General features: G+C 60.7%; 19 protein-coding genes. 16 read left to right on the top strand and 3 right to left on the bottom strand.

The genetic code is table 11. The features are described 5' to 3' along the window. The 3 genes from G8O24_RS09285 to G8O24_RS45575 all read left to right on the top strand — a co-directional run. The coding region (locus tag G8O24_RS09285; RefSeq protein ID WP_210324903.1) for a glycosyltransferase family protein at positions 1-933 on the top strand (933 nt) is incomplete at its 5' end. A gap of 9 nt (positions 934-942) precedes the next feature. Continuing rightward, positions 943-2,058 carry a DegT/DnrJ/EryC1/StrS family aminotransferase gene (locus tag G8O24_RS09280; RefSeq protein ID WP_188098564.1) on the top strand — a complete coding sequence of 372 codons (1,116 nt, stop codon included), beginning with the start codon at positions 943-945 and terminating at the stop codon, positions 2,056-2,058. Further along, positions 2,055-3,173 (top strand): glycosyltransferase family 4 protein, encoded by a 1,119-nt coding sequence (locus G8O24_RS45575; RefSeq protein ID WP_188098562.1) that lies wholly within the window; start codon positions 2,055-2,057, stop codon positions 3,171-3,173. Before G8O24_RS09280 ends, G8O24_RS45575 begins: the two co-directional genes overlap by 4 nt. A gap of 93 nt (positions 3,174-3,266) precedes the next feature. Here the strand turns inward: G8O24_RS45575 and G8O24_RS09270 are convergent, their stop codons facing one another. From G8O24_RS09270 to G8O24_RS09260, 3 genes are all read right to left on the bottom strand, one after another. Next, positions 3,267-3,923 (bottom strand): class I SAM-dependent DNA methyltransferase, encoded by a 657-nt coding sequence (locus G8O24_RS09270; RefSeq protein WP_188098561.1) that lies wholly within the window; start codon positions 3,921-3,923, stop codon positions 3,267-3,269. A 127-nt stretch (positions 3,924-4,050) separates the two neighbouring features. After that, the gene (locus G8O24_RS09265; RefSeq protein WP_188098559.1) at positions 4,051-5,154 is read right to left on the bottom strand and encodes a DegT/DnrJ/EryC1/StrS family aminotransferase; all 1,104 of its coding nucleotides are present in this window, start codon (positions 5,152-5,154) and stop codon (positions 4,051-4,053) included. 362 nt (positions 5,155-5,516) lie between these two features. Next, positions 5,517-5,819, bottom strand: a complete 303-nt coding sequence (locus tag G8O24_RS09260) for a hypothetical protein (RefSeq protein WP_188098558.1) — start codon at positions 5,817-5,819, stop codon at positions 5,517-5,519. 199 nt (positions 5,820-6,018) lie between these two features. Here G8O24_RS09260 and G8O24_RS44265 point away from each other — a divergent pair, with 199 nt between their 5' ends. The 13 genes from G8O24_RS44265 to G8O24_RS09195 all read left to right on the top strand — a co-directional run bounded on the left by G8O24_RS44265 (position 6,019) and on the right by G8O24_RS09195 (position 23,473). Further along, positions 6,019-8,895 carry a M10 family metallopeptidase C-terminal domain-containing protein gene (locus G8O24_RS44265; RefSeq protein ID WP_311972296.1) on the top strand — a complete coding sequence of 959 codons (2,877 nt, stop codon included), beginning with the start codon at positions 6,019-6,021 and terminating at the stop codon, positions 8,893-8,895. 129 nt (positions 8,896-9,024) lie between these two features. After that, positions 9,025-10,932 (top strand): asparagine synthase (glutamine-hydrolyzing), encoded by a 1,908-nt coding sequence (gene asnB, locus G8O24_RS09250; protein ID WP_188098556.1) that lies wholly within the window; start codon positions 9,025-9,027, stop codon positions 10,930-10,932. Beyond that, a complete protein-coding gene (locus tag G8O24_RS09245; protein ID WP_188098554.1) occupies positions 10,929-12,032 on the top strand; it encodes a glycosyltransferase family 4 protein in 1,104 nt (367 codons plus the stop codon). The genes asnB (G8O24_RS09250) and G8O24_RS09245 overlap by 4 nt, the downstream gene beginning before the upstream one ends. Beyond that, complete coding sequence (locus G8O24_RS09240; protein ID WP_188098553.1) at positions 12,029-13,318, top strand: glycosyltransferase family 4 protein; 1,290 nt, start codon at positions 12,029-12,031, stop codon at positions 13,316-13,318. The genes G8O24_RS09245 and G8O24_RS09240 overlap by 4 nt, the downstream gene beginning before the upstream one ends. A 222-nt stretch (positions 13,319-13,540) precedes the next feature. Further along, positions 13,541-14,947, top strand: a complete 1,407-nt coding sequence (locus tag G8O24_RS09235) for a hypothetical protein (RefSeq protein WP_188098551.1) — start codon at positions 13,541-13,543, stop codon at positions 14,945-14,947. Positions 14,948-15,200: 253 nt separating this feature from the next. Further along, positions 15,201-15,842: a winged helix-turn-helix transcriptional regulator gene (locus G8O24_RS09230; protein ID WP_188098549.1), complete on the top strand. Its 642-nt coding sequence runs from the start codon at positions 15,201-15,203 to the stop codon at positions 15,840-15,842. Then, entirely contained in the window at positions 15,842-16,357 is a 516-nt protein-coding gene (gene nusG / locus G8O24_RS09225) for a transcription termination/antitermination protein NusG (RefSeq protein ID WP_188098547.1), read from the top strand. Before G8O24_RS09230 ends, nusG begins: the two co-directional genes overlap by 1 nt. Positions 16,358-16,472: 115 nt before the next feature. Continuing rightward, a complete protein-coding gene (locus tag G8O24_RS09220; RefSeq protein WP_188098545.1) occupies positions 16,473-17,411 on the top strand; it encodes a Gfo/Idh/MocA family oxidoreductase in 939 nt (312 codons plus the stop codon). Beyond that, the gene (locus tag G8O24_RS09215) at positions 17,408-18,004 is read left to right on the top strand and encodes an acyltransferase (RefSeq protein ID WP_188098543.1); all 597 of its coding nucleotides are present in this window, start codon (positions 17,408-17,410) and stop codon (positions 18,002-18,004) included. The genes G8O24_RS09220 and G8O24_RS09215 overlap by 4 nt, the downstream gene beginning before the upstream one ends. Before the next feature lie 43 nt (positions 18,005-18,047). Further along, positions 18,048-19,436, top strand: a complete 1,389-nt coding sequence (locus G8O24_RS09210; protein WP_188098541.1) for a hypothetical protein — start codon at positions 18,048-18,050, stop codon at positions 19,434-19,436. A gap of 191 nt (positions 19,437-19,627) precedes the next feature. After that, positions 19,628-21,544, top strand: a complete 1,917-nt coding sequence (asnB, locus tag G8O24_RS09205) for an asparagine synthase (glutamine-hydrolyzing) (RefSeq protein WP_188098539.1) — start codon at positions 19,628-19,630, stop codon at positions 21,542-21,544. A 35-nt stretch (positions 21,545-21,579) separates the two neighbouring features. Then, positions 21,580-22,527, top strand: coding sequence for an NAD-dependent epimerase/dehydratase family protein (locus G8O24_RS09200; protein WP_188098537.1), 948 nt, complete (start codon positions 21,580-21,582; stop codon positions 22,525-22,527). A gap of 13 nt (positions 22,528-22,540) precedes the next feature. Beyond that, positions 22,541-23,473 (top strand): NAD-dependent epimerase/dehydratase family protein, encoded by a 933-nt coding sequence (locus tag G8O24_RS09195; protein ID WP_188098536.1) that lies wholly within the window; start codon positions 22,541-22,543, stop codon positions 23,471-23,473. Positions 23,474-23,475 lie beyond the last annotated feature (2 nt).

Raw genomic sequence — 23,475 nt, 5'->3', positions numbered from 1 at the left:
TGGGCGTTCTTCGCTTACGGCGACGATTTGGAGGTCCAGCGGGTCTGGGCTCGCGAGCAAGGCATGAACGCGCGCGCCACCGCTGCCGAAATCCTCAAGGCCCAGATCGAGCATCATCGCACCGAGGTGTTCTACAATCAGGACACGACCGGCTGGTCGTCCGATTTCATCAAGAATCTGCCCGGATGCGTGAAGCACACGATCGCTTGGCACGCGGCGCCGCTGCTCAACGTGCGTTTCTCCGACTACGATCTCGTCGTCTGCAATTTCCCCTCGGTGCTCGCCTCGATCGCGGCGCGGGGCGCGCGAACCGATTATTTCTTTCCCGGCTATGATCGCGAGCTCGATCCCTACGCCGCCCGTCAGGACCGTCCCATCGACGTGCTGTTCGTCGGCGGGTATTCGCGCCATCACCGCCAGCGCGCCGCCGTGCTCGAGCAGGTCGCAGCCCTCGCAAGCTCGCACAACGTCGTGTACCACCTCGACAGGTCTCGGCTGTGCCGCCTCGCCGAATCCCCGATCGGCAGGCTGCTGCCGTTGGCCGATCACCGCAGGCCCGAGCGGATCCGGTCGATCGCACAAACGGCGGTCTTTGGACGCGACTATTACGACGTGCTGGGCGCGGCCAAGATCGTGCTCAACGGGGCCATCGACATGTCCGGCGAGGATCGCGGCAATATGCGCTGTTTCGAGGCGATGGGTGCGGCGTCGCTTCTCCTGTCGGATGATGGTAACTATCCGGAGGGGATGGTCGACGGGGAAACGCTCGTGACGTACAGCTCGCCCGACGACGCAGCAAGGCAGATTCGCAGGCTGCTCGACGATCCGATGCGGCGGGCGCAGATTGCGCGTGCCGGTCATGACATGTTGACGACCCGCTATTCCAAGGAGGTGCAATGGAAGCGCTTTGAGGCGCTCCTTGCATCGCTCTAGGAAGCCTCCATGACAGACAGTTTCATCCCGATTTCAAAGCCAACGATCGGCCCGCGCGAGAGAGAGCTCGTTCTGGCGGCGCTGGATTCCGGCTGGGTCTCCTCGATCGGCGCCTACATCGACCAGTTCGAGGCTGAGTTCGCCAGGTACTGCGGAACCCGCTACGCGCTGGCCGTCAGCAACGGCACGACCGGGCTGCATCTTGCGCTGGAAGCGCTTGGCCTGAAGCCGGGCGATGAGGTCATCGTGCCCGACCTCACCTTCGTCGCCACTGCGAATGCGGTCGCCTATACCGGGGCGACGCCGGTGCTGGCCGATATCGATCCCGATCATCTCTGCCTCGATCCGGCCGCCGTGCGCGCCCTGATCACGCCGCGCACCAAGGCGATCATGCCGGTGCATCTCTATGGCCACCCCGCCGACATGGATGCCTTGAACGAGATCGCGAACGCCCACGGCATTGCCGTGATCGAGGACGCGGCCGAGGCTCATGGTGCCGAATACAAGGGGCGTCGCGTCGGCGGCCTCGGCAAGTGCGGCGTATTCAGCTTCTACGGCAACAAGGTGATCACGACCGGCGAGGGCGGCATGATCACCACCAACGACGAAGCGTTGTGGCAGCGGGCCAAGCGTCTGCGCGATCACGCGATGAGCCCGATGCGGCGCTACTTCCACGAAGACCGGGGCTTCAACTACCGGATCACCAATTTGCAGGCCGCGCTCGGCGTCGCCCAGCTCGAGCGGATCGACGAATTCCTCAACCGTCGTGCCGAGATCATGGACTGGTACCGGCAAGTCATCCCGGTGGCCGATGGCATCCGGCTAAATCGGGTGAAGAACTGGGCGAAGAGCGCCTATTGGATGGTCTGCCTCGAGGTCGACGCCTTCGATGTCACGCGCCGCGAGGAGTTCATGCAACTGTTGAAGGCCCGCGGCATCGATTCCCGGCCCTATTTCTGCGCGATGTCGACGATGCCGATGTACCGGCAGGCGACGCCGCCCGTGGCTGGCCGCAAGGCGGACACCGGGTTGAACCTTCCGTCCTATTTCGAGATGACGAAGGCGGATGTCCAGCGTATCGGCAGCGAAGTCAACGGCATCCTGAAATCGATGAGCCTGATGTGAGCGCCAGGCTCGGTGTCGTCGCGCTTTCGGGCCCGAACAATGGCGGGACCTACCAGTACACGCTCGCGATGCTTCACGGCCTCCGGCACGTGGCCGGATTCGACATCACGCTCTATGGCGACTCCTCCAATCCGGACTTCGCCGAGCTCGGCTATCCGATAGTGCCGTTCGCGGAGACGCGGCGGCAGCAGGTCACGGCGCTGGCGGCGCGCCGGCTGCATCTTGCACTGCCCGATCCTTTTGCCGCCGAGGATCTGCTGCTCGCTCCGATCTATTCGCTGGCGCTGCTGCACACGTCGAAGCCGTTCGCCTTCACGCTGCACGATCTGCAGGAGAACTATTACCCGCAGAACTTTTCTAGATGGCAGCGGATCTGGCGGCACGAGACCTATGCCGCGCTGCTCGGCCGCGCCCGGCGCGTGATCTGCGAATCGCGCCACGTGAAGGCCGATATCGCCAATTCGTTCGGCGTCGCTGGCGAGCGGATCAAGGTCATCCCCGCGCCGCCGCAGCGCCAGTTCCTGACGCGGCAACCGGACGCCGAACTCGAGGCCGTGCGGCAGCGGCTGCAATTGCCCCAGCGCTTCCTGTTCTATCCGGCGCAATTCTGGGTCCATAAGAACCATCTGCGTCTCGTCGAGGCCTTCGGCGAGGTTTTGAAGCAGGCGCCCGACCTCAAGCTGGTGCTGACGGGCAAGCAGCGCGACGAATATCGCAACGTGATGGACGCAGTGAACCGGCTTGGTCTGGGCGCGAACGTCGTGCATGTCGGCTTCGTCGAGCGCGACGAACTCCAGGCCATCTACCGGCTTGCCACCGCGCTGGTGATGCCGTCGCTGTTCGAAAGCATCAGCATCCCCGTCTATGAGGCGTTTCTCGCCGGCACACCGGTGATCGCCTCCGATATCCACGCCATTCCCGAGCAGGTCGGCGATGCCGGACTGTTGTTCGATCCGACGTCCGTGGCCTCGATCGCGCACGCGATCCTGAAGGTCGTTCAGAACGGCGATCTGGCGAAGGACCTTGTCGCGAAGGCGCGCGAGCGCATGCAGCAGATGACACCGGAGCATTACGGCGAACAATTGCAGGATCTGCTCGACGAAATGCGGGACTAAGCATGATCCGGAAAAGTGCGACGCGGTTTTCCGAAAAGATCATGCTCGAACAATAACCTGGAGCGCGATGAGATCAGGATGAATGCCTGATGCCTATGCCGGCCGGCTCTTCGCCGGCCGCGAAACATAGCAGCGCTGATAGACCAGAGCCTCCGGCAGGTACGGGACGAGGGCGTCTGCGAAAGGAAGACGGGTCATGGCCGCAGCGGCCGCGCCCCCGATCCCGGCCTTCCAATAGGCATTCAGATTGCGCCATTCGAGCACCGAGAAGCCGTGCCTTGCCAGCATCTGCACGATGCCGGAATGCGTGTAGTACGTCCGGTGCTCATTCGCGCCGATGATCGGTGCGGAGAGAATGAAGATACCGTCGTGCTCGCGCGCCAGCCTCTGAAGGAACGCGTCCTGCTCGGCCGCCGAGAGATAATAGAGGCACTCCACCGCAGCAATGACGTCATAGCCTCGGAGGCCGACGGTCAGGAAGTCAGACACCTCGAAATGGGCATGCGGCAGCCCGAGGGCCTGCGCCCGTGAAACCGCGACGCTGCTGATGTCGATTCCCGTCACGCTTCGCGCCTTGGCAAAGATCGTCGCGGTGAGGTGGCCCTCGCCACAGCCGAGTTCGAGCACCGAGTGGCCGTCCACATGGGGACCGATGATCTCGCCGAGGGCGCGGTCGCGGCGGCTGGCGTGCTTGAGGCCCCAGGGGTCCTTGGTGCCATAATGGGCATCGAAATCACTTGAGGTCCGCATCGGGATCTTCCATATCCCGCGCGGCCAGGTGCCAGAGCGGGAAAATGTTGGCCGTTCCGTACGTCGGCAGCATCGTCAGGAGAGTCGCGAACGTTGCGCGAGTAAACTCAGAGCGTCTTCAGGTGTATCACGATGATCGGGCGGCCTTGGAGAGCGTATCAACAATCATATGCATCGCCTCCGCTTCGAGATAGGGATGCATCGGAAGGCTGAGCACCTGCTGCCCAAGGCGCTCCGAAGTTTCCAGTCCGCCTACGACACGGCACAGCGATTGATAGGCCGGTTGCTTGTGCACGGGGATCGGATAGTGAATTGCCGTTGGCACCCCAGCGTCCTTCAGCGCAGCGACGACAGTGTCGCGCTTGTCTGTCTTCACGGTAAACTGGGCCCAGACGCAGGTCCGATCATTGCGAACGGCCGGAGCTTGAATGCCGGGGATCTCCGCGACCATGTCGCGGTAGGTTCGTCCGATACGGATCCGCTCCGCGATTTCCCAATCGAAGATATCAAGCTTCGCCAGGATCACCGCGCACTGCAGTGTGTCCATGCGACCGCCCACGCCAATACGCGTGTGATAGTATCGCCGCTCCTGGCCATGGGTTCGTATCTCCCTCATGGCCTTCGCAAGTGCGTCGTCAGAGACGAAGATCGCGCCTCCATCACCAAAGCAACCGAGTGGTTTGCTCGGAAAGAAGCTGGTGCAGCCGATCGAGGATACGTTGCAGCTTTTGCGTGAGCGGTACTCGGCACCGAAGCTTTGGGCAGCGTCCTCGATCACGGCAATGCCGTGCTTCGCGCCGATCGCGTTGATCTCGTCCATGTCAGCGGTTGCACCGTAGAGTGATACGGGCATGATCGCCTTTGTGCGCGAGGTGATCGCGCTTTCAATCAATTCCGCATTGAGATTGCAGGTGTCCGGCTCGACATCGACGAGCACGGGAGTAGCCCCCAGCAGAACGATAACCTCCGCCGTCGCCACGAACGTAAAGGGCGTGGTGATGACTTCGTCGCCGGGGCCTACACCCAGTGCCATCAGGGCAATGAGAAGCGCTTCGGTGCCGGAAGCCACGCTGATGCAATGCTTCGCGCCAGTGTAGGCCGCGAGCCGCTGCTCCATCTCGGCGACTTCAGGGCCCATGATGAACTGGCCGTGATCGAGCACTCTTTGCATGCGCGCGTCAATTGCCCCTCGAATTGATCGCAGCTGCGCCTTCAAATCGATAAAGTCCATGGGCATAAATGGCTTCCTTCCGAAGTGAGATCACGAGCAGCGGCCTTGACGGCAAGGGCTTGTGCCGGACGTGGTCGCGAGCATCGCGCCAATTCCGCTTTACCGGACTTGGGGCAGTCTTAACAAGGTCCAGTCGAGGCGGAAAATCGTCCTGGCTTGATCCTGCTGGCCTTGGCGTGCCACTGCTTCAAGCTGGGCAGCGCGGCCGTTGTGATCCGCAGTCACCGCGCCGACAAAGGTGACTTCAAACCTTTGCGGCGATAGCAGGCGGCGGCGATATACCGGTTTGGCCGATCGGGATCGGGCGGCCGTGTCGCGCGATGCGAGCAGACGAAAAGCCGATCAAGAAGAGCCGGTATCGATCAGCGAGACAGCCGCTTCAGCTCAGCGCGCGCCTTCTCGGCCAGCGGGTCGTCACCATGGCGCGCGATGAACAGCTCGAACGCCTCCGCCGTCCCCTTCTGACGAGCCAGCTCGAATTCCTCGGCGACCGCGACCGCGGGGTCGCGGGCCGGGGGAACCGACGGCGCGCGCCGTCCCTCGTCGCCGTTCTCGGCATTGGCTCTTCCGACCATGACGGGCACTCCTCCGAGGGGCAGATGGTCCGGACCCGAAAGCGCCATCACGGCGCCGACGAGGCCTATAGAGGTCAGGTGGAGTTTCATATGTTCCCTAGCAAATCACGGCGGACAATCGGAACCGGCATCGCCATACCGGCCCGTATGACTACTGGATTTGATGCTTAACACGAGGTTGCGGCCGAACTTGACGCGCGTTGCCCATTTTAAACCAAACGTATATTTCTCTAGTTAGAATCAACTGTCGGCACCTCCAAGCGAACGGGGCCTGCTCTCGGAGATTCTCGTGGCCATTGCTGTCAACGTCAGCGCAACCAACAACGCAGAGATAGACGGCCTGCTGGCGGGCAGCAAATGGTCGGGTACGATCAGCTATAGCTTCCCCGCGCTGTCCAGCTCCTATTCCAATCCCTATTCCGGCGGCGACGGCGAACCCACCACATCGGGCTTTGCGGCTGCGCCGGTCCAGATGCAGGCGGCAATCAACTACGCCATCGCGCTGATTCAGGGCTACACCAGCGCCAGCATCGTCTACAACGGCACCGCCAGCGCCGACATCATGATCGCGCAGTCGCCGGCGGCCAATCCGACGTCCTACGCTTATTACCCCGGCAATTACGCCGCCGGCGGCGACGTCTGGTTCGGCACGCAGTACGACTACACGCAGGCGAAGCTCGGCAATTACTACTTCACGACCGCGCTGCACGAGCTCGGCCATGCGCTGGGCCTCAAGCACAGCCAGGAAACCGGCGGCGTCGCCAATGTGGCGGTGCCGACCGCGCATGACGACAGCGAATACACCGTCATGAGCTATCGCAGCTATGTCGGTGGTCCCCTGACCGGCTACACCAACGAACAGTACGGATATCCTGAGACCTATATGGCCAACGATATCCTCGCGCTGCAGACGCTGTATGGCGCGAACTACAATACGCAGAGCGGCAGCACCGTCTATACCTGGAGCCCGACCACGGGACAGGAGTTCATCAACGGCGTCGGACAGCTTGCGGACGGTGGCGGCATCGGCGGCTCGGCCAACCGCATCTACGAGACGGTCTGGGACGGTGGCGGCGTCGACACCTACGACCTCTCGAACTATACGACAAATCTCAGCATCAATCTCAATCCCGGCGCCTCGTCGGTATTCTCCACCACGCAGTTGGCCTATCTCGGCAACGGCCATTACGCGTCCGGCAACGTCTACAACGCCTATCTCTACAATGGCGACGCGCGTTCCTACATCGACAATGCCACCGGCGGCTCCGGCAACGACACCATCATCGGCAACGCCATCGCCAACGTTCTGAAGGGCGGCGCAGGCAACGACACCATCACCGGCGGTGGCGGCAACGACACCATCGACGGCGGCCCCGGTACGGACACGGCGGTGTATTCAGGGAATCGGGCGAATTACCTCATCTCGTACAATGGGAGCACGCAAACCTTCACCATTGCAGATCAACGCGCGGGATCGCCCGACGGCACCGACACCGTCATCGGTGTCGAGAACTTCCAGTTCGCTGACGGCGTTGTTCAAAGCAGCATGCTGATGGGGCCGATCGTGACGGCTGCGGATTTTGCCGCATCGCACAACCAGAACATCGCAGCTTCGGCCCTGTTCACGGTGAGCGATCCGAGCGGCAACCCGATTACGGAATATCACTTCTGGGACTCGACCTCCGATCCAAGCAGTGGCCATTTTGTGGTCGGCGGCGTCGCGCAGGGGGCAAACCAGACCATCGGCGTGCTGGCATCGCAGCTCGCCAGCACGACGTTCCAGTCCGGGTCGGGGTCAGACGATCTCTGGGTGCAGGCCTTCGATGGTACGGCCTGGAGCGCCTGGAAAGAGTTTCATGTCAGTGCGCCGGTGGAACAGGCGCCAGTCGTGAGTACGCCGGACTACAACGCGACGCACAACCAGAACATTGCAGCGTCATACCTGTTCACGGTGAGCGATGCGGAAAACGATTCGATCTCGGCGTATCACTTCTGGGACTCGACCCCCGATCCGAGTAGCGGCCATTTTGTGGTCGGCGGCGTCGCGCAAGGCGCAAACCAGACCATCAATGTCCTGGCATCGCAGCTCGCCAGCACGACCTTCCAGTCCGGGTCGGGGTCAGACGATCTCTGGGTGCAGGCCTTCGACGGTACGGCTTGGGGCGCCTGGAAAGAGTTTCATGTCAACGCACCCGTCGACCAGGCGCCCGTCGCGAGCGCGTCCGATACCACGGCGACGCACAACCAGAATATCGCGGCGTCATCCCTGTTTACGGTGAACGATGCGGAAAACGATCCGATCACCGCCTATCGTTTCTGGGACTCGACCTCCGACCAGAGCAGCGGCCATTTCGTGGTCGGCGGCGTCGCGCAGGGAACCAACCAGAATATCGACGTTCTGGCATCGCAGCTCGCCAGCACGACGTTCCAGTCCGGGTCGGGGTCAGACGATCTCTGGGTGCAGGCCTTCGACGGTACGTTTTGGGGCGCCTGGAAAGAGTTTCGTGTCAACGCGCCCGTAGACCAGGCGCCCGTTGCGAGCGCGTCCGATACCACGGCGACGCATAACCAGAACATCGCGGCGTCATCCCTGTTCACGGTGAGCGATGCGGAGGGCGATCCGATCACCGCCTATCATTTCTGGGACTCGACCCCCGACTCGAGCAGCGGCCATTTCGTGGTCGGTGGCGTTGCGCAGGGAACCAACCAGAACATCAATGTCTCGGCATCGCAGCTCGCCAGCACGACCTTCCAGTCGGGATCTGGATCGGACGATCTCTGGGTGCAGGCCTTCGACGGGACGGCTTGGGGCGCCTGGAAAGAGTTTCATGTCAACGGGCCCACAGACCAGGCGCCAATCGTGAGTGCCTCGGACTATAGCGCGACGCACAACCAGAGCATCGCGGCGTCGTCGCTGTTTACGGTGAGCGATGCGGAGGGCGATCCGATCACGGCCTATCGTTTCTGGGACTCGACCTCTGATCCGAGTAGTGGCCATTTCGTGGTCGGTGGGGTCGCGCAAGGAACCAATCAGAATATCGAGGTCGTGGCATCGCAACTCCCCAGCACGACGTTCCAGTCAGGTTCGGTTGCAGACGATCTCTGGGTGCAGGCCTTTGACGGGACGGCTTGGGGCGCCTGGAAAGAGTTTCACGTGCTGGTTTGATCTCCGGACCTGTCCGGGTGCCTGTTTTGAAGACTTGGGCGTTGGGCCGAAGCGGGACTCTACCGAACGGCAGACAGCAGGTTGACGTTCATTCCATGAACAGGCTAAGGTGCGGTCACCTTCGCTCAGGTGCCGATTCAGCGGAATCGACGGGTTTGGTCGTTCGATTCGTTGCGGCCTGGCCCCGGCGCTCGGCCGGCGAATATCAACATAGGTGAGTGCGTGTGTGGGATATTCGGCCTTCTTTGCAAGACCGGACCGGTTGATGCGACGGAGGTGGAGCGGCTCACCGATCTTGTCGCCCATCGCGGGCCCGATGGACGGGGCGTAAGGGTCAGCGGCAATGTCGGGTTGGGACATCGACGACTGGCCATCATCGATCTGACCGACGACGGCGCGCAGCCAATGCGCGACAGGCGCCTCCCAGTCTGGATTACCTATAACGGCGAAATCTACAATTACCTCGAGCTTCGCGCGGAGCTCGAGGCGCTTGGACACGTCTTCCACACCGCGTCGGACACCGAGGTGTTGCTGGCGGCCTACATACAATGGGGCGAAGGATGTCTCGATCGCTTCAACGGCATGTGGTCATTTGCGATTCACGATGAGCGCGACAACACGCTATTCTGTGCCCGTGACCGCTTCGGCGTCAAACCCTTCTATTATGCCGATACCGCAACGCGCTTCGCGTTCGGCTCGGAGATTCGCCAGCTTCTTCCCTTCGTCGATCGCGCCGTGGCCGATGACGATCTGGTTCGCGATTTTCTTGTTTGCGGTCTGACTGATCATACCAACCGGACCTTCTTCAAGGGCATTGAAAAGCTGCCTGCCGGACATTGGATGCGTGTCGATGTGGCAACGGGCAGGATCCGGATAGAGCGATACTATTCCCTTGCAGCCCGTGGGGGCGAGACCAACGAAGACGACGTGGCGCGGTCGCTTCGTGACCTGCTCGACGATGCCACGCGGCTTCGCCTCCGTTCCGACGTCCGGGTCGGAACCTGCCTCTCCGGCGGACTGGACAGTTCAAGCGTCGCGACGTTGGCCGCAAGGCGTTACGCCTCGGCTTCCAATGAGCGCTTCTTCGCCATCACGGCAGTGAGCGAGCAGGCGTCCAATAATGAGGAAGCCTATGCGGCGCAGATTGCCGCAAAGTCCGGGCTGAACTGGTTGCGCACCAAGCCGAGCTATCAGGATTTCGCGTCGGCCGCGACGACATTGCTGGAAGTCCAGGAAGAGCCGTTCGCAGGTCCCTCCATCATGATGCAATATGAGGTGATGAAGACCGCGCGATCGAATGGCGTGATCGTGCTGCTCGATGGCCAGGGAGGCGATGAAACACTTTTGGGCTACCATCGCTACTATGCCGCATGGCTGCTCGATCATTTTCATCGCGCGGGCCTGCGTGGATTTTTTTCCGCCTTCAGGGGCGCCATGCAGGCAGGTGTTCCGCCAAGGCGATTGCTGATGTATCTGTTCGGCGCCAACTCGGCGGGGCTGCGTGCGGCGTTCTACCGCTGGCGCTATACCTTCCTCAAGGACCCCAGCCTGCCGGAATCTCTCCGCCGCTTTGCGCGCCAGACCAGGGACGCTCGCCAAATGCAGGTGCTGGAGATCACCGAAACCAACCTGCCGATGTTGCTGCGGTTCGAAGACAAGAATTCGATGCGATTTGGCGTCGAAACCCGGCTGCCGTTTCTCGACTATCGCTTTGTGGAATTTTCCCTGAATTTGCCGACGCGGCTGAAATTGAACAAGGGGTGGGCAAAGTGGCCGCTGCGCGTTGCCATGGAGGACCTTCTGCCCGCCAGCATTAGCTGGCGAAAGGACAAGATCGGCTTTGCCGCCCCCGACCAGCTATGGTTGAATCGTCATTCGCCAGCGATGTTCGACAAGGTGATCAATAGCGCGCTGCTCGCGCGTTATGTCGACATGGCTGCAGTGAAGAGGAGGTTTCACCGGTTCGACCTCGGCATGCGCTGGCGCCTCTATTGCGTCGCGCTGTGGGGAGAATGTTTCGGGGTCGAAGCTTCATGAAGATCTGCATGCTGTCGAGCGTTCATCCGGCCGACGACATTCGCATCGTCGAAAAGGAGGCGCGAAGCCTTTCCGAGTCGGGGCACACCGTAACGGTCGTGGCGCGACCGCCGCGCCCCGGTGATGCAGGACGGGTTGAATTTCGATTGGTTGAGCTGCCAGCAGTCCCGCGATGGAAACGACCCTGGGTCATGGGACGGGCGGCACAGGCGCTTGCGCGCTCCACCAGGGCGGATGTCGTGCAGTTTCACGATCCCGAGCTGATTCCGTGGGCGCTCAGGCTCAGGCGTCCGGGGTGCAAGGTGATTTATGACGTCCACGAGGACGTGCCGGCGGACATTTGCTCCAAGAAGTGGATTCCTCGATGGATGCGGCCTGCGGTGGCTGCCGCCATGGAACTGGTGGAGCGGAGCACGGCGCGTCGCTTCGATGCGGTCGTCGCCGCGACCCCCGATATCGCCGAGCGTTTTCGCGGCTATGGAGCGGCCGTGACGCTGGTACGAAACAGCGTGCGGCTCGACGAGTTCATTGAGCCGACGGTCGCGACGAAGCGGCGTCGACAGGCTGTCTATGTGGGGCGAACAAGCTTTGATCGCGGGCTGATCGAGATGGTGGAGGCATGTGCAGCGGCGCAACTGCCGCTCGTGCTCGCTGGCGCCATCGGCACCGAAGAAGAAGAGTGGCTCAACAAATCGACGGCCGACGTCAATTATAGGGGGCGACTTGGACGCAGAGACGTTGCCGCGCTGTTGAACGAGAGTTTGGTGGGACTCAACCTGTTGCTGCCCGAACCCAACTACCTGCACTCGCTTCCAACCAAGCTGTTCGAGTACATGGCCGCCGGCCTGCCTGTCATCACGAGCGATCTGCCGCGATCCAAGGCGATCGTTGAAGCCGCCAAGTGCGGCTTTGTGGTGTCGCTTGCAGACCCTGCGGGGCTGCGGGACAAGCTGAGAGAGCTCGCGAACGAGCCCCAGCGGGCGATCGAACTGGGGCTGGCGGGACGGGCGGCGGTCGAGCGCGACTACAACTGGCGGGACGATGCGGCTGAGCTCAACAGGCTGTACGACGAAATCTCCTGGACGCGAAACGCCGCATGAACATCTGGCTGGTGCATCCGTTTGCGGGCGGACCGGGTTTGGGCCGTCACTGGCGGCCGTTCTGGCTTGCCGACGCGTGGGGCAAGATGGGACACCGGGTGGTGGTGGTAAGCGCCGGCTTCCATCATTTGCACAGAGAGCCCCGGACTCCGGGCCCCCATCATATCGAAGGTGTGGATTTCTGGTTTCTCGACACGCCGCGCTACAGCAAAGGCAGCCTCGGTCGTTTATGGAACAACCTGAGTTTCGGGCTGCGACTTAAATCGAAATCGGGCGCGATCGCCAAGCAGTTCGGGGCGCCGGATATCTTGATCGCTTCGAGCCCGCACTTGTTTTTTGTCGCGGCTGCGCGCGACATCGCACGGCGGTTGGGTGCCAAGTTCTGGGTCGAGATTCGCGATCTCTGGCCGGAGAGCATAGTGGCGCTCGGGATGACTCCGGCGTGGCACCCGCTCATGAAACTGCTCGGGTGGAAAGAGCGCTCAGCCTATCGTTCTGCAGATCGTGTCATCTGCTTGTTGGCTGGCGCCGAAGCCTACATGCGCTCGCGCGGCCTGCCGGCCGGACGCTTTTCGTGGATTCCCAATGGCGTTTCGGAGGGCGAAATTCAACGCGCGCTGACGATCGGTCAGCTGGATCATCCGCTGATCGCTCGCATCAAGGACCTGAAGCAAGAGGGGGCACGCGTTATCCTTTACGCTGGAGGCATGGGTCCTCCCAATGCGATGGAGGTCATCATCGATGCGGCGGCTCAGCTCGGTCAGTCGAACCCCGAAATCCGATTTGTTCTGATCGGCTCGGGCACGTCACGGGACGAACTGGCGCGCCGGGCGGCCGGCTTCAGGAATGTGGAATTCAAGGATGAGGTCGACCGCTCGATTGTGCACGGCATGCTCAATGCTTCCGATTGTGCGGTGGTATCGTTCCACAAGAATGCACTCTATGATCATGGCATCAGCCCGAACAAATTGTTCGACTACTGCCTCTTTGCGCCACGCATCGTCATCGCGTGCGAGGAAAAGGCGCTTGCCGGGCTCGAAGATCTGGTAACTGTGCGGTGCGCGCCGGATGATCCTGCTGCACTCGCGTCGTCGCTGGTGTCCGCGCTCAAAGAGCAGGAGCGCCCACCAGGCGATCGGATCGCGATTGCGAGGTCCTACAGTTATTCGAGGCTGGCAGTCCGCTATCTCGGTCATGAAAATGACTCCGGCGCGGCCGCTGCAGAGAGCGAGGACGGTCGGTCGGCGCAGTCGCCCGCAAAACACAACGCGAAGCAAAGACAATGACGACCGTGGCGAGCAAGCCGACTCGTTGTTGAGATTGCATCCGGGGCTTCCCTGGAATAGTTGTCAGCCGCTGCAGCGTTTCAAGGCTGCGTCGTCAGTTTCGTTCGCAAATGAGCGAGAGGAAGTCGGCATTCCATGCAAGAGCCGCGCCGCGTCTTGGCTGCTCGCGCTTCTTGGTTCGCGAAGTAGGGGAACCTTATGGTCGGCTCTCGACCAACTCGAGTGCTTGTCGCTTATTCTTTAGCTGCCACTCATGTATCTGCGACGCTCGACTATTTGTTGAGCATCTCGAATTTCACCTCGTTCGAGGTTCGCTATGTGCACGTTACCCATGGAGCCAGGATAGACTTCGATCTCAACGAATTCGACGTCCTCTTTCACAGCTATTGCGCGCGACTTTGCTTTGAAGGCTACGTCAGCGAAAGCTACGAGGCTGCGGTTATGAGCTTTCGCGGGCTCAAGCTCCTCGCCGTCCAGGACGAGTACGACAACACCGCAACGCTCCATGCGGCAATTCGGCGTTTGGGTTTTCATGTGCTGCTCTCGTGCATTCAGCCCGAGTTTCTGCCCCTGGTTCATCCGAGATCGGAGCTGCCGGGCGTCGCCATATTCCAAGTGCTCACCGGATATGTGCCGGAGCGGCTCCTGCAACGCTCCATCAATGCGAAACCCTTGTCTGAGCGAAGCACCTTGGTTGCCTACAGGGGACGCAACATCGGTGCAAAGTACGGCCGACTAGGTTTCGAAAAGTATGAAGTCGGCCGCAGGATGATTGAGGAGTGCGAGCGGGCAGGGATCAAGCACGATATCGCAATGGATGAAGCAAGTCGGATATATGGCGATATGTGGTTCGAGTTCGTGGGCTCATGTCGGACGATGCTTGGATCCGAGAGCGGCTCAAATGCTTTCGATTTTGACGGCAAGCTTTCTGCGCTGATTGAACGATTTGCTGCGGACAATGGACGGACGCCGGATTACCTCGAGCTGAAAGATGTGATCGAGCCTATCGAGTCGCGGTTCGATGTCGGTCAGATCTCGCCCAGAGTTTTTGAGTGCGCCTTGATGCGAACCCCAATGATATTGTTCCGGGGAAGCTATTCGAACGCAATCGAGCCGGACGTGCATTACATCGCGCTCGAGAGAGACTTCTCCAATGCGCAGGACATTTTGTCCAGGCTCGACGACATCGTCTATCTGCAAGGGTTTGCAGACCGCGCGTACGACAAGCTCGTTCGCTCCGGGGACTATGGCTATTCAAAATTCGGAAAAAGGCTGCAGGACATTATCGAACAGCAATTTCCAATCTGGATCGATCGGGCTTGGGTCGAGCTTCGGGATGAGGTGGACCGAACTTGGTCGTCATCGGACGGTAGCTGCTCGAGCGACAAGGCTAGCCTCGACGAGTCAGAGCAACATACAGAGCTCCCATTGTCTTCGAGAGACGAATTCCACTTGAGACTTGCGAGAACGGGCTATCTGGGCCGTCAGCGGCTGGGGCGAAGATTTCTCTGGGCCGCCTCTATACTGCGTCTAAGCGAAGCTCAGGTCGATTGGCTGGTCGCCAAAACATGGCGGTTGCTTCCAGTGAAAGTGAGGTATCGGATCATTCGAGCTCGAATGAACTACTGATCCGCCGGGCCTCTAGCGGCGTTGCTCGGCCCTTCAAGTCGGGCAGCAGCTGATGGATCGGGGCCTGGAACCCCAACGCCCGCGCAAAGCGCGTGCGGTCCCATTGCCGCTCCTCTACCAGCTCGGGGCCGCTGTGACCTTAAAGTCACACCGTTGATTATGCTCGGGACCAAGGTTGTTCATTGCGTGAACAAATGAGCTTGACGTTCATTCGCTGAACGGGCTAAGCAGCCTCGCGCATTTGGTGGCGGGGATGGCTGGCATTCTTCCGACGGATAACAGCGATAGCGACCGGCACGTGCTTGGTCTGCTGACGTCGCTTGAGGTGGATGGAACTCGCTCTCAGCGGCGGATCGCGGCCGAGCTCGGCATCGCGCTGGGTTTGGTCAATGCATATTTGAAACGCGCGATAAAGAAGGGGTTTGTTAAGGTCGGCCAAGCGCCCACTCGGAGATATGCGTACTATCTGACGCCCCAGGGCTTTTCAGAAAAGTCCAGGCTGACGGTTCAATTCCTGACGTCCTCGTTCTCGCTGTTCCGAAGGGCGAAAGACGAATATGGCATAATCTTTGACCGGGCTCAGGCCCTTGGCTTTCGCCGTATCGTGCTTGCTGGACAATCTGACCTGTGCGAAATCGCTCTTTTGTGTGCAGTTGACCGGCCTGTCCTCATCGCTGCCATTCTTGATCCCGATGCGACACTCGATCGATTTGTTGGTGTCAAGCTCATCTCTTCCTACGACTTGGTGGATGAGCCGTTTGATGCCGTGGTCGTCACTCATCTGACGGCCGCGAAGCAAGTGTTTGACGAAGCTGTCAGCCGCTTCGGGGAAGAGAGAGTTCTCGTGCCCGATCTGCTGGGTTTGCGTCCTAGACAACAGCAGGGAAAGGTGTGATGGAAAAAACGCGCGATTCCCGCTGGTATGTGGTGCAGACGCACGTCAATGCTGAAGCGAAGGCCGCTGCCAATCTTGGACGACAAGGCTTCTCGACGTATCTGCCGCGTTACCTGAAGCGCCGCAGCCATGCCAGGAAGGTCGAAACCGTGGCGCGTCCGCTATTCCCGCGCTATCTGTTCGTTGCGATCGATCTTGCCGCGCAGCGATGGCGCTCGATTCAGTCGACGCTCGGTGTTTCTCATCTATTGTGCGTGGGAGACAAGCCGATTCAAGTCGAAGAAGACGTCATCGCGGCGCTGCGGGCGCGCGAAGATAATGTCGGCTTCATCAGGCTTGCAAAGCGACCGGACTTCTCTCCGGGCGACCAGGTGCGGATTGTCCAAGGCGCGTTCGTCGACAGTCTTGCGCTCGTGGACGATGTAAGCGATCACCATCGTGTTGCCGTTCTTTTGAACCTGATGGGCCGTAAAGTGCGCGTGTTTGTCGGGGCGGAACTCATAGCTGCGGCTTGAGACGGCCTGCCGCCCGGCAGGCCGTATTGGAAGATTTTGGCTTCGGTGTGAATGCGATTCACCCCGAGTGCGGTAGCTTGCGTGAGGCAAGCGCTAAGTGCGAAACGAGGGTTTCATGACGACCTACGCGTTGATTGGCGCGGCCGGCTACATCGCGCCGCGGCACATGCGGGCAATGGCGGAGACGGGGGGCAAGCTGGCCGTTGCGTATGACCCCAACGATTCCGTGGGGATCATGGACAGCCACTTTCCGGATGCCGAGTTTTTCACCGAGTTCGAGCTGTTCGACCGTCACGTCGATGCGCTGCGACGAGGTGGCCGCAAGCTCGACTACATGAGCATCTGCTCGCCGAACTATCTTCACGACGCGCATTGTCGATTCGCGCTCCGTTCGGGCGTCGATGCCATCTGCGAGAAGCCGCTGGTGCTCAATCCCGGCGATATCGACGATCTGGCTGGCATCGAACGCGAGACGGGACGGCGTATCTCCACCATTCTCCAGCTGCGTTTGCATCCGGCCATCATTGCGCTGCGAGACCGCTTCGCCAACACCAACAAGCGCCACAAGGTCGAGTTGACCTACATCACCTCGCGCGGGCGCTGGTATCACACCTCCTGGAAGGGGGCGGAACACAAATCGGGTGGCGTGGCCACCAATATCGGCGTGCACTTCTTCGACATGCTCAGCTTCGTGTTCGGGCCCGCCAGCCGCAATGAGGCGCACCTGCGTGAAGCCGAGCGGGCAGCAGGCTCGCTCGAATGCGAGCGCGCCGACGTCAGCTGGTTCCTGTCGCTGGATCGCAACGATCTGCCCGAGAGCGTCAAGGGCAAGAAGACGACATATCGCTCCATCACCGTGGACGGCGAGGAGGTCGAGTTCTCCGAGGGCTTCACGGATCTGCACACGCGGAGCTACCAGGAGATCGTCGCCGGCCGTGGCTTTGGCCTCGATGAAGTTCGTCCCTCGATCGACATCGTTTCGACCTTCCGCAACGCCCCTATCGTCAGGAGCAATGGCGTTCACGCCTTCGCCCAGAGGGCGATGCACAAATGAGCGAGATGCGCGAGGATCCGCGCTTTCCCGGCGTCTTGATCCATCAGTCGAGTTATGTCGACGACGGCGCCGTGGTCGGCCGCGGCACAAAGATCTGGCACTTCTGCCACATTCTGCCGCGCACGGTGATCGGTGAGAATTGCTCGATCGGTCAGAACGTGATGATAGGACCAAACGTCGAGATCGGAAGCAATTGCAAGGTCCAGAACAACGTCTCGATCTATGATGGCGTCGAGCTGGCGGACGACGTATTTTGCGGGCCAAGCTGCGTCTTCACGAACGTCAACAATCCGCGAGCGGACGTCTCGCGCAAGGACGAGTTTCGCAGGACGCCGATCGGACGCGGCGCCAGCATCGGCGCGAATGCGACCATCGTGTGCGGACATGCGCTGGGAGAATACTGCTTCATTGGCGCCGGCGCGGTGATCACCAAGGACGTCCCCAGCTTCGCGCTGATGGCGGGAAATCCTGCGCGGAGGATCGGTTGGATGAGCAGGGCGGGCGAGCGGTTGAGCGGGGATCTCGTGTGCCCTCGATCTGGCGAGGCTTACGTCGAATCTGACGGTCGATGCTTTCTCCGAGATCCGCAATAGGCCGTGTTCCCAACGCGCCGCGCCAAACAACGCATGCCAGGTCATGGACACGATTCCGCTCTTTAAGTCGGCCCGCGAGAAGTCTGCAGGCCCGCGCCTCGACCTGCTTCTGCTTTGCGATTTTGTGGAGGGCAATGCTTCCACGATCATTGATCACGTCGCGGGGCTGGAGAAGTTCTCCAGGCATGCAATCTACATCTTCAATTCGAAAGGCGACGTGTCCGATCGACTCGATCTTGAGCGGTTCGACGGAGTGATCATTCACTACTCGCTGGTCGCCTGCATGGACACCTATATCGGTCCAAATCTGCGTGCAGCCATTCGCAAGTTCACCGGACTGAAGGCCGTCTTCATTCAAGATGAGTATCGATGGATCAACGATACGACGGATGCCCTGCGGGACCTCGGGGTCCATATTGTGTTCGGCTGCGTTCCGCAGGAGATCGTTGACGAGGTGTATTCGCCCGACCGGTTGCCGGGCGTTGTTCGCGAAACCGTGCTGACCGGCTATGTCCCGCATCAGTTGCTGCACAAGAAACTGCCTCGGTTCGAGGACCGGTCGATCGACGTCGGCTATCGAGCAAGGAAGGTGCCGGACTGGTTGGGCAGCTTCGGTCAGGAAAAGTGGATCATTGCGGAGCGGTTCAAGAAGGACGCGGAAAGCTACGGCCTCACCTGCGATATCTCCACGCGGGAGGAAGAGCGAATTTACGGTGACGGCTGGATCAAGTTCCTGGCGAACTGCAAGGCGGTCCTCGGCACGGAAAGCGGCGCGAGCGTCTTCGACTACACCGGGGAGATTCAGCGCAACGTGGAGGGGCATCTGGCCCGTTGTCCCGGAACCAGCTTCGAGACGCTGCGCGAGCTCTACTTCAAGTCGGAGGATAGCCGGACCGTTCTTGCGGTCATCTCCCCGCGCTGCTTCGAGGCGGCCGCGTTGCGGACATTGATGATCCTTTATGATGGGCATTATTCGGGCAGGCTTGAGCCGTGGCGACATTATGTGCCCCTGAGGAAGGATCATTCCAACATGGCCGAGGTCGTCGAGGTGCTGCGCGATCCTCGGCGCGCGCAAGAGATCATCGATTGCGCCTATCGTGAGGTTGCGCTCAACCCCGACAACAGCTTCGAGGCCATGGTCAGGCAGGTCGATCGCGCGATTGACCGCGCGTTTCGTCCCGATATGGCGAAGACCAAGCCGGCCTATGTCGAACGGTCTCTTCTCGTTGTGTTCGCGCGGGAGCAGCGTCTGGCGCGGAAGCTGAAGGCCCGCCAGGAGCAGATCGCGAAGGCTAAGTTCCTAGCGAGGAAGATGATCATCTTCTGCTACGTTCATTCCGCACGTCTGACGCCAGGTCCCATCCGTCGTTGGCTGAAGAAGAAGATCATTCGGTGGGACAGACTTAGTCGGCTGCTGGGTCTGAATGCGTAAGCCGCCAGCCGTGCACTCGCCCGGCGGACCGGCATCACGCCGAGGATGTGTGGAAATCAACTTGCTACCTGATTTCCTTCATATTACCGCTGTTGTACCTGTTTGGCGGGGCGCCGAGGTCGGCATGCGGAATTCGTCGGTGGCGCAGGTGTTCCTCGCGCCGACCATGATTGTTGAGGTTCTCTGACACCATGTGTGGCATCGCAGGATTCGCGTCTTTGTCCGGTCAGCCCGTTGCGAGCGGCATCGCCTCGCTCAACGCGCTGAGCAGCTTGATCGCTCACCGGGGGCCCGATGGATCGGGACGCTGGCTCGATGAAGTGGGGCGTGTCGGTCTCGTCCACCGCCGTCTGGCGATCATCGATCTGACGCCGGCGGGTGCCCAGCCCATGAAGGGGCCGAATGGAACGGTGATCTCCTATAATGGTGAGATCTACAACTTCATTGAACTCCGCAAGCAACTCTCGGATGGATGGGTGTTCGAGTCGAATTCGGACACGGAGGTCATTCTCGCTGCCTATAGCAAATGGGGTGAACGTTGCGTCGACCATCTGCGCGGCATGTTTGCCTTTGCGATCTGGGACGAGCGGAACAAGAAGCTGTTTGCAGCCCGCGATCGCTTCGGGATCAAGCCGTTCTATTATACTACGCGGCAGGGGGTCTTCTATTTCGCCTCGGAGGCCAAGGCGCTGCTGCCGTTTCTGAGCGATATCGAAACCGACGCCGACGCGCTTAGCGAATATCTTACGTTCCAATACACTATCGGCAGGAAGACCCTGTTCAAGGGCATATCGACCCTGCTCCCGGGCCACATGCTTCGGCTCGACGGCGGTGAGGTTGTCATCTCTCGCTATTGGGATGTGCAGTACGATGTCGATTTCGACCACAGTCCAAGCTACTTCGAGCGTCGCTTTGCGGAACTGCTGTCTGACTCGATGCATGTGCATCTGCGCTCGGACGTTCCGGTCGGCGGTTACGTGTCGGGCGGACTGGACTCCAGTCTCGTGGCGTTGATGGCCGCAAGGCTCGATCATCGCAGTCGCGATGCGTTTCACGGCCGCTTTCTCGAATATCCCGGCTACGACGAGAGCGGCTACGCCAAGACGGTGGCGGACTTGGCGGACATGTCGCTCCACATGGTCGACATCACCGCGAGCGATTTTCGGAACCACATCGGGGACGTGATCTACCATCTGGACTTCCCGGTCGCCGGACCGGGGTCGTTTCCGCAATACATGGTCTCCGCGCTTGCAGCGAAGAAGGTCAAGGTCGTGCTGGGCGGACAGGGGGGCGACGAGCTGCTCGGCGGCTATGCGCGCTACCTGGTCGCATATTTCGAGCAGTGCATCAAAGCGGCAATCGACGGCACTTACAAAAGCGGCCACTACGTCGTCACGATCGAGTCCATCGTGCCCAATCTCGGTTTGCTGCGCGAGTACAAGCCTTTGATCAAGGAATTCTGGCGCGATGGTCTTTTCGCGGATCTCGACCAGAGGTACTTCCGTCTCGTGGATCGTTCGACGGATATGGTCGGCGAGGTGGACTGGCATGCGCTGAACAAACAGGACGTCTTCGAGTCCTTCCGCGCCATTTTCAACAACCAAGACAATGTCCGCAAGGAAGCCTACTTCGACAAGATGACCCACTTCGACTTCAAGTGCCTGCTGCCGGCGCTGCTTCACGTCGAAGACCGCATGAGCATGGCGCATGGCCTGGAGAGCCGCGTGCCCTTGCTGGACCATCCTCTTGTGGAATTTCTCGCTTCCGTGCCCGCCGACGTGAAGTTCATGGGCGGACAGATGAAGCAGCTCATGAAGACGGCCTATAGCGACGTCCTTCCAAAGGAACTGCTGGAGCGGCGGGACAAGATGGGCTTTCCGGTGCCGCTGAAGGAGTGGTTTGACGGCGAGCTCAAGGATTTCGTTCTTGGAGTCTTCGGCGAGCAGCGCGCAAGGCATCGACCTTACTTCAATAGCGACGTCGTGCTCTCGAGTTTCGGCGTGCAGTCCCGCTTCTCCCGGAAGACGTGGGGGCTTCTCAGTCTGGAGCTCTGGCATCAGCGCTTCCACGACCGCGCGGCGGAGTTCCGCGCCATGGTCAAGGCATAAGAGCAATCGGTAACTTCTCACTTGGGATGGTGTGCATGAAGATTTTCGTAACCGGCGGAGCCGGACAGGTCGGGTCAACTGTCATCGACATGCTGTTGTCGCGCGGCGACAAGGTGGTTGCGATCGACAATTACGCGACCGGCCGGGCCGACAATCTCAACAAACACGACAACCTGACCCTGATCGAGGATACGATCGCAAACGCCGATGTGGTCAACGGACTGTTTTCCGATTTCCGGCCGGATGTCGTCGTTCACACGGCGGCGTCCTATAAGGATCCGGAAGACTGGAGCAGCGATGCACTAGTCAATGCGGTGGGGACCGCCAACGTCGCGAAGGCCTGCAAGACGTTTGGCGTATCTCGCCTCATCTACTTCCAGACGGCTCTCTGCTACGGCACGAAGCCGCTTCAGTCGCCGATCCCGCTCGATCACCCGATCAACCCGGTCAATTCGAGCTATGCAATATCGAAAACAGCCGGCGAGAACTACGTGCAGTTTTCCGGCGTCGATTGGGTGACTTTCCGCCTTGCCAACGTGATTGGGCCGCGAAACGTGTCCGGTCCGCTACCGATCTTCTACGGCCGTCTGGCCAAGGGACAGAAATGCTTCGTGACGCCGGCGCGGCGTGATTTCTGCTTTGCGGGTGACCTGGCCCGCGTTGTCGTCAAGGCCGCCGACGGCACTGGCAGCGGCACGTATCACTTCTCCTCGGGGCATGACGTGGCGATCAAGGAGCTTTACGATGCCGTCGTGCGGGCCATGAAGCTCAACGATTATCCGGAGCCGGAAGTGAAGCCCCTCGGCCCGGATGATGCGCCGTCGATCCTTCTCGATCCCGAACGCACGTTCAAGGATTTCGGCGCGGTCGAGTTCACCTCGCTTGACGAGATTGCGCGCCTGTCCGTCGAGCGGTGGCAGAGGGAGGGCGTCGTCGGTGGCTACACGCACCTGAAAGAGGCGCGTGCGGAAATCCGCACCTGATCGGAACGGCGAGATGCGCATCATCATCACTGGCGGCGCGGGGTGCCTCGGCTCGAATCTCATCGAGCATTGGCTGCCTCAGGGGCACGAAGTCCTGGTCGTTGACAACTTTGCCACCGGCAAGCGCGAGGTCGTGCCGGAGCTTCCGGGACTGACCTTGGTTGAAGGATCGGTCGCTCATCGGGATCTCGTCGCCTCGGTCTTCGCGAAATTCCGGCCCACCCACGTCGTGCACTCGGCCGCTTCCTACAAGGATCCGGCCAACTGTTGGGAGGATATCGCGACGAATGTCCAGGGCACCGCGAATGTCATCGACGCGGCGCGCGATGTCGGTGTGAAGCGAATCGTGAATTTTCAGACGGTGCTGTGTTACGGTCGGCCGGAGAGCACGCCTATCCCGGTCGACCATCCGCTGAGACCATTCACGAGCTATGGCATTTCAAAGGTCGCCGGTGAACAGTACCTGGCCATGAGCGGCCTTCCCTTCGCTTCGCTGCGTCTTGCGAACGTGACCGGACCCCGTCTCGCAATCGGTCCGATCCCGACCTTCTACAAGCGCCTGAAGGCGGGGCAGGGGTGCTTCTGCACGGACGCACAGCGAGATTTCCTCGACATGTCGGATTTTCTGGCTGCGGTGGATCTCGCGATGGCGGACTCGGCTCCGACCGGTGCCTTCAACGTCTCGAGCGGCATCGGGCACTCGATCAAGGAGATCTACGACCTCGTGCGTTCCCATTTGGGGCTGCCGGCCGATCCGGACGTGAAGGTGGTGCCGGTGGGCGACGACGATGTGCCTTCGGTCGTTCCGGATCCAAGCAGGACCCAGGCGCTTCTCGGGTGGCGCGCGCAAGTGCCGTTCGACGAGACGATCCGGCGCCTCCTTGCGTGGTATGACGCGCATGGTGTGAACGATGTCTACAGTCACCTCGCGGTACCGAAGAGCTGATC

The organism is Bradyrhizobium campsiandrae (assembly GCF_014529705.1).
Lineage (GTDB): Bacteria > Pseudomonadota > Alphaproteobacteria > Rhizobiales > Xanthobacteraceae > Bradyrhizobium > Bradyrhizobium campsiandrae.
The sequence above is the reverse complement of the archived record's forward strand: the minus strand, read 5'-3'. Positions and strand labels throughout refer to the sequence as shown.

What these genes read in the sequence shown, in the direction of transcription:
- G8O24_RS09280 (WP_188098564.1), top strand. Translation starts at nt 943, where the DNA reads ATGACAGACAGTTTCATCCCGATTTCAAAGCCAACGATCGGCCCGCGC.
- G8O24_RS09270 (WP_188098561.1), bottom strand. Translation starts at nt 3,923, where the DNA reads ATGCGGACCTCAAGTGATTTCGATGCCCATTATGGCACCAAGGACCCC.
- G8O24_RS09265 (WP_188098559.1), bottom strand. Translation starts at nt 5,154, where the DNA reads ATGGACTTTATCGATTTGAAGGCGCAGCTGCGATCAATTCGAGGGGCA.
- G8O24_RS09260 (WP_188098558.1), bottom strand. Translation starts at nt 5,819, where the DNA reads ATGAAACTCCACCTGACCTCTATAGGCCTCGTCGGCGCCGTGATGGCG.
- G8O24_RS09245 (WP_188098554.1), top strand. Translation starts at nt 10,929, where the DNA reads ATGAAGATCTGCATGCTGTCGAGCGTTCATCCGGCCGACGACATTCGC.
- G8O24_RS09240 (WP_188098553.1), top strand. Translation starts at nt 12,029, where the DNA reads ATGAACATCTGGCTGGTGCATCCGTTTGCGGGCGGACCGGGTTTGGGC.
- G8O24_RS09230 (WP_188098549.1), top strand. Translation starts at nt 15,201, where the DNA reads ATGGCTGGCATTCTTCCGACGGATAACAGCGATAGCGACCGGCACGTG.
- nusG (WP_188098547.1), top strand. Translation starts at nt 15,842, where the DNA reads ATGGAAAAAACGCGCGATTCCCGCTGGTATGTGGTGCAGACGCACGTC.
- G8O24_RS09220 (WP_188098545.1), top strand. Translation starts at nt 16,473, where the DNA reads ATGACGACCTACGCGTTGATTGGCGCGGCCGGCTACATCGCGCCGCGG.
- G8O24_RS09215 (WP_188098543.1), top strand. Translation starts at nt 17,408, where the DNA reads ATGAGCGAGATGCGCGAGGATCCGCGCTTTCCCGGCGTCTTGATCCAT.
- G8O24_RS09210 (WP_188098541.1), top strand. Translation starts at nt 18,048, where the DNA reads ATGGACACGATTCCGCTCTTTAAGTCGGCCCGCGAGAAGTCTGCAGGC.
- asnB (WP_188098539.1), top strand. Translation starts at nt 19,628, where the DNA reads ATGTGTGGCATCGCAGGATTCGCGTCTTTGTCCGGTCAGCCCGTTGCG.
- G8O24_RS09200 (WP_188098537.1), top strand. Translation starts at nt 21,580, where the DNA reads ATGAAGATTTTCGTAACCGGCGGAGCCGGACAGGTCGGGTCAACTGTC.
- G8O24_RS09195 (WP_188098536.1), top strand. Translation starts at nt 22,541, where the DNA reads ATGCGCATCATCATCACTGGCGGCGCGGGGTGCCTCGGCTCGAATCTC.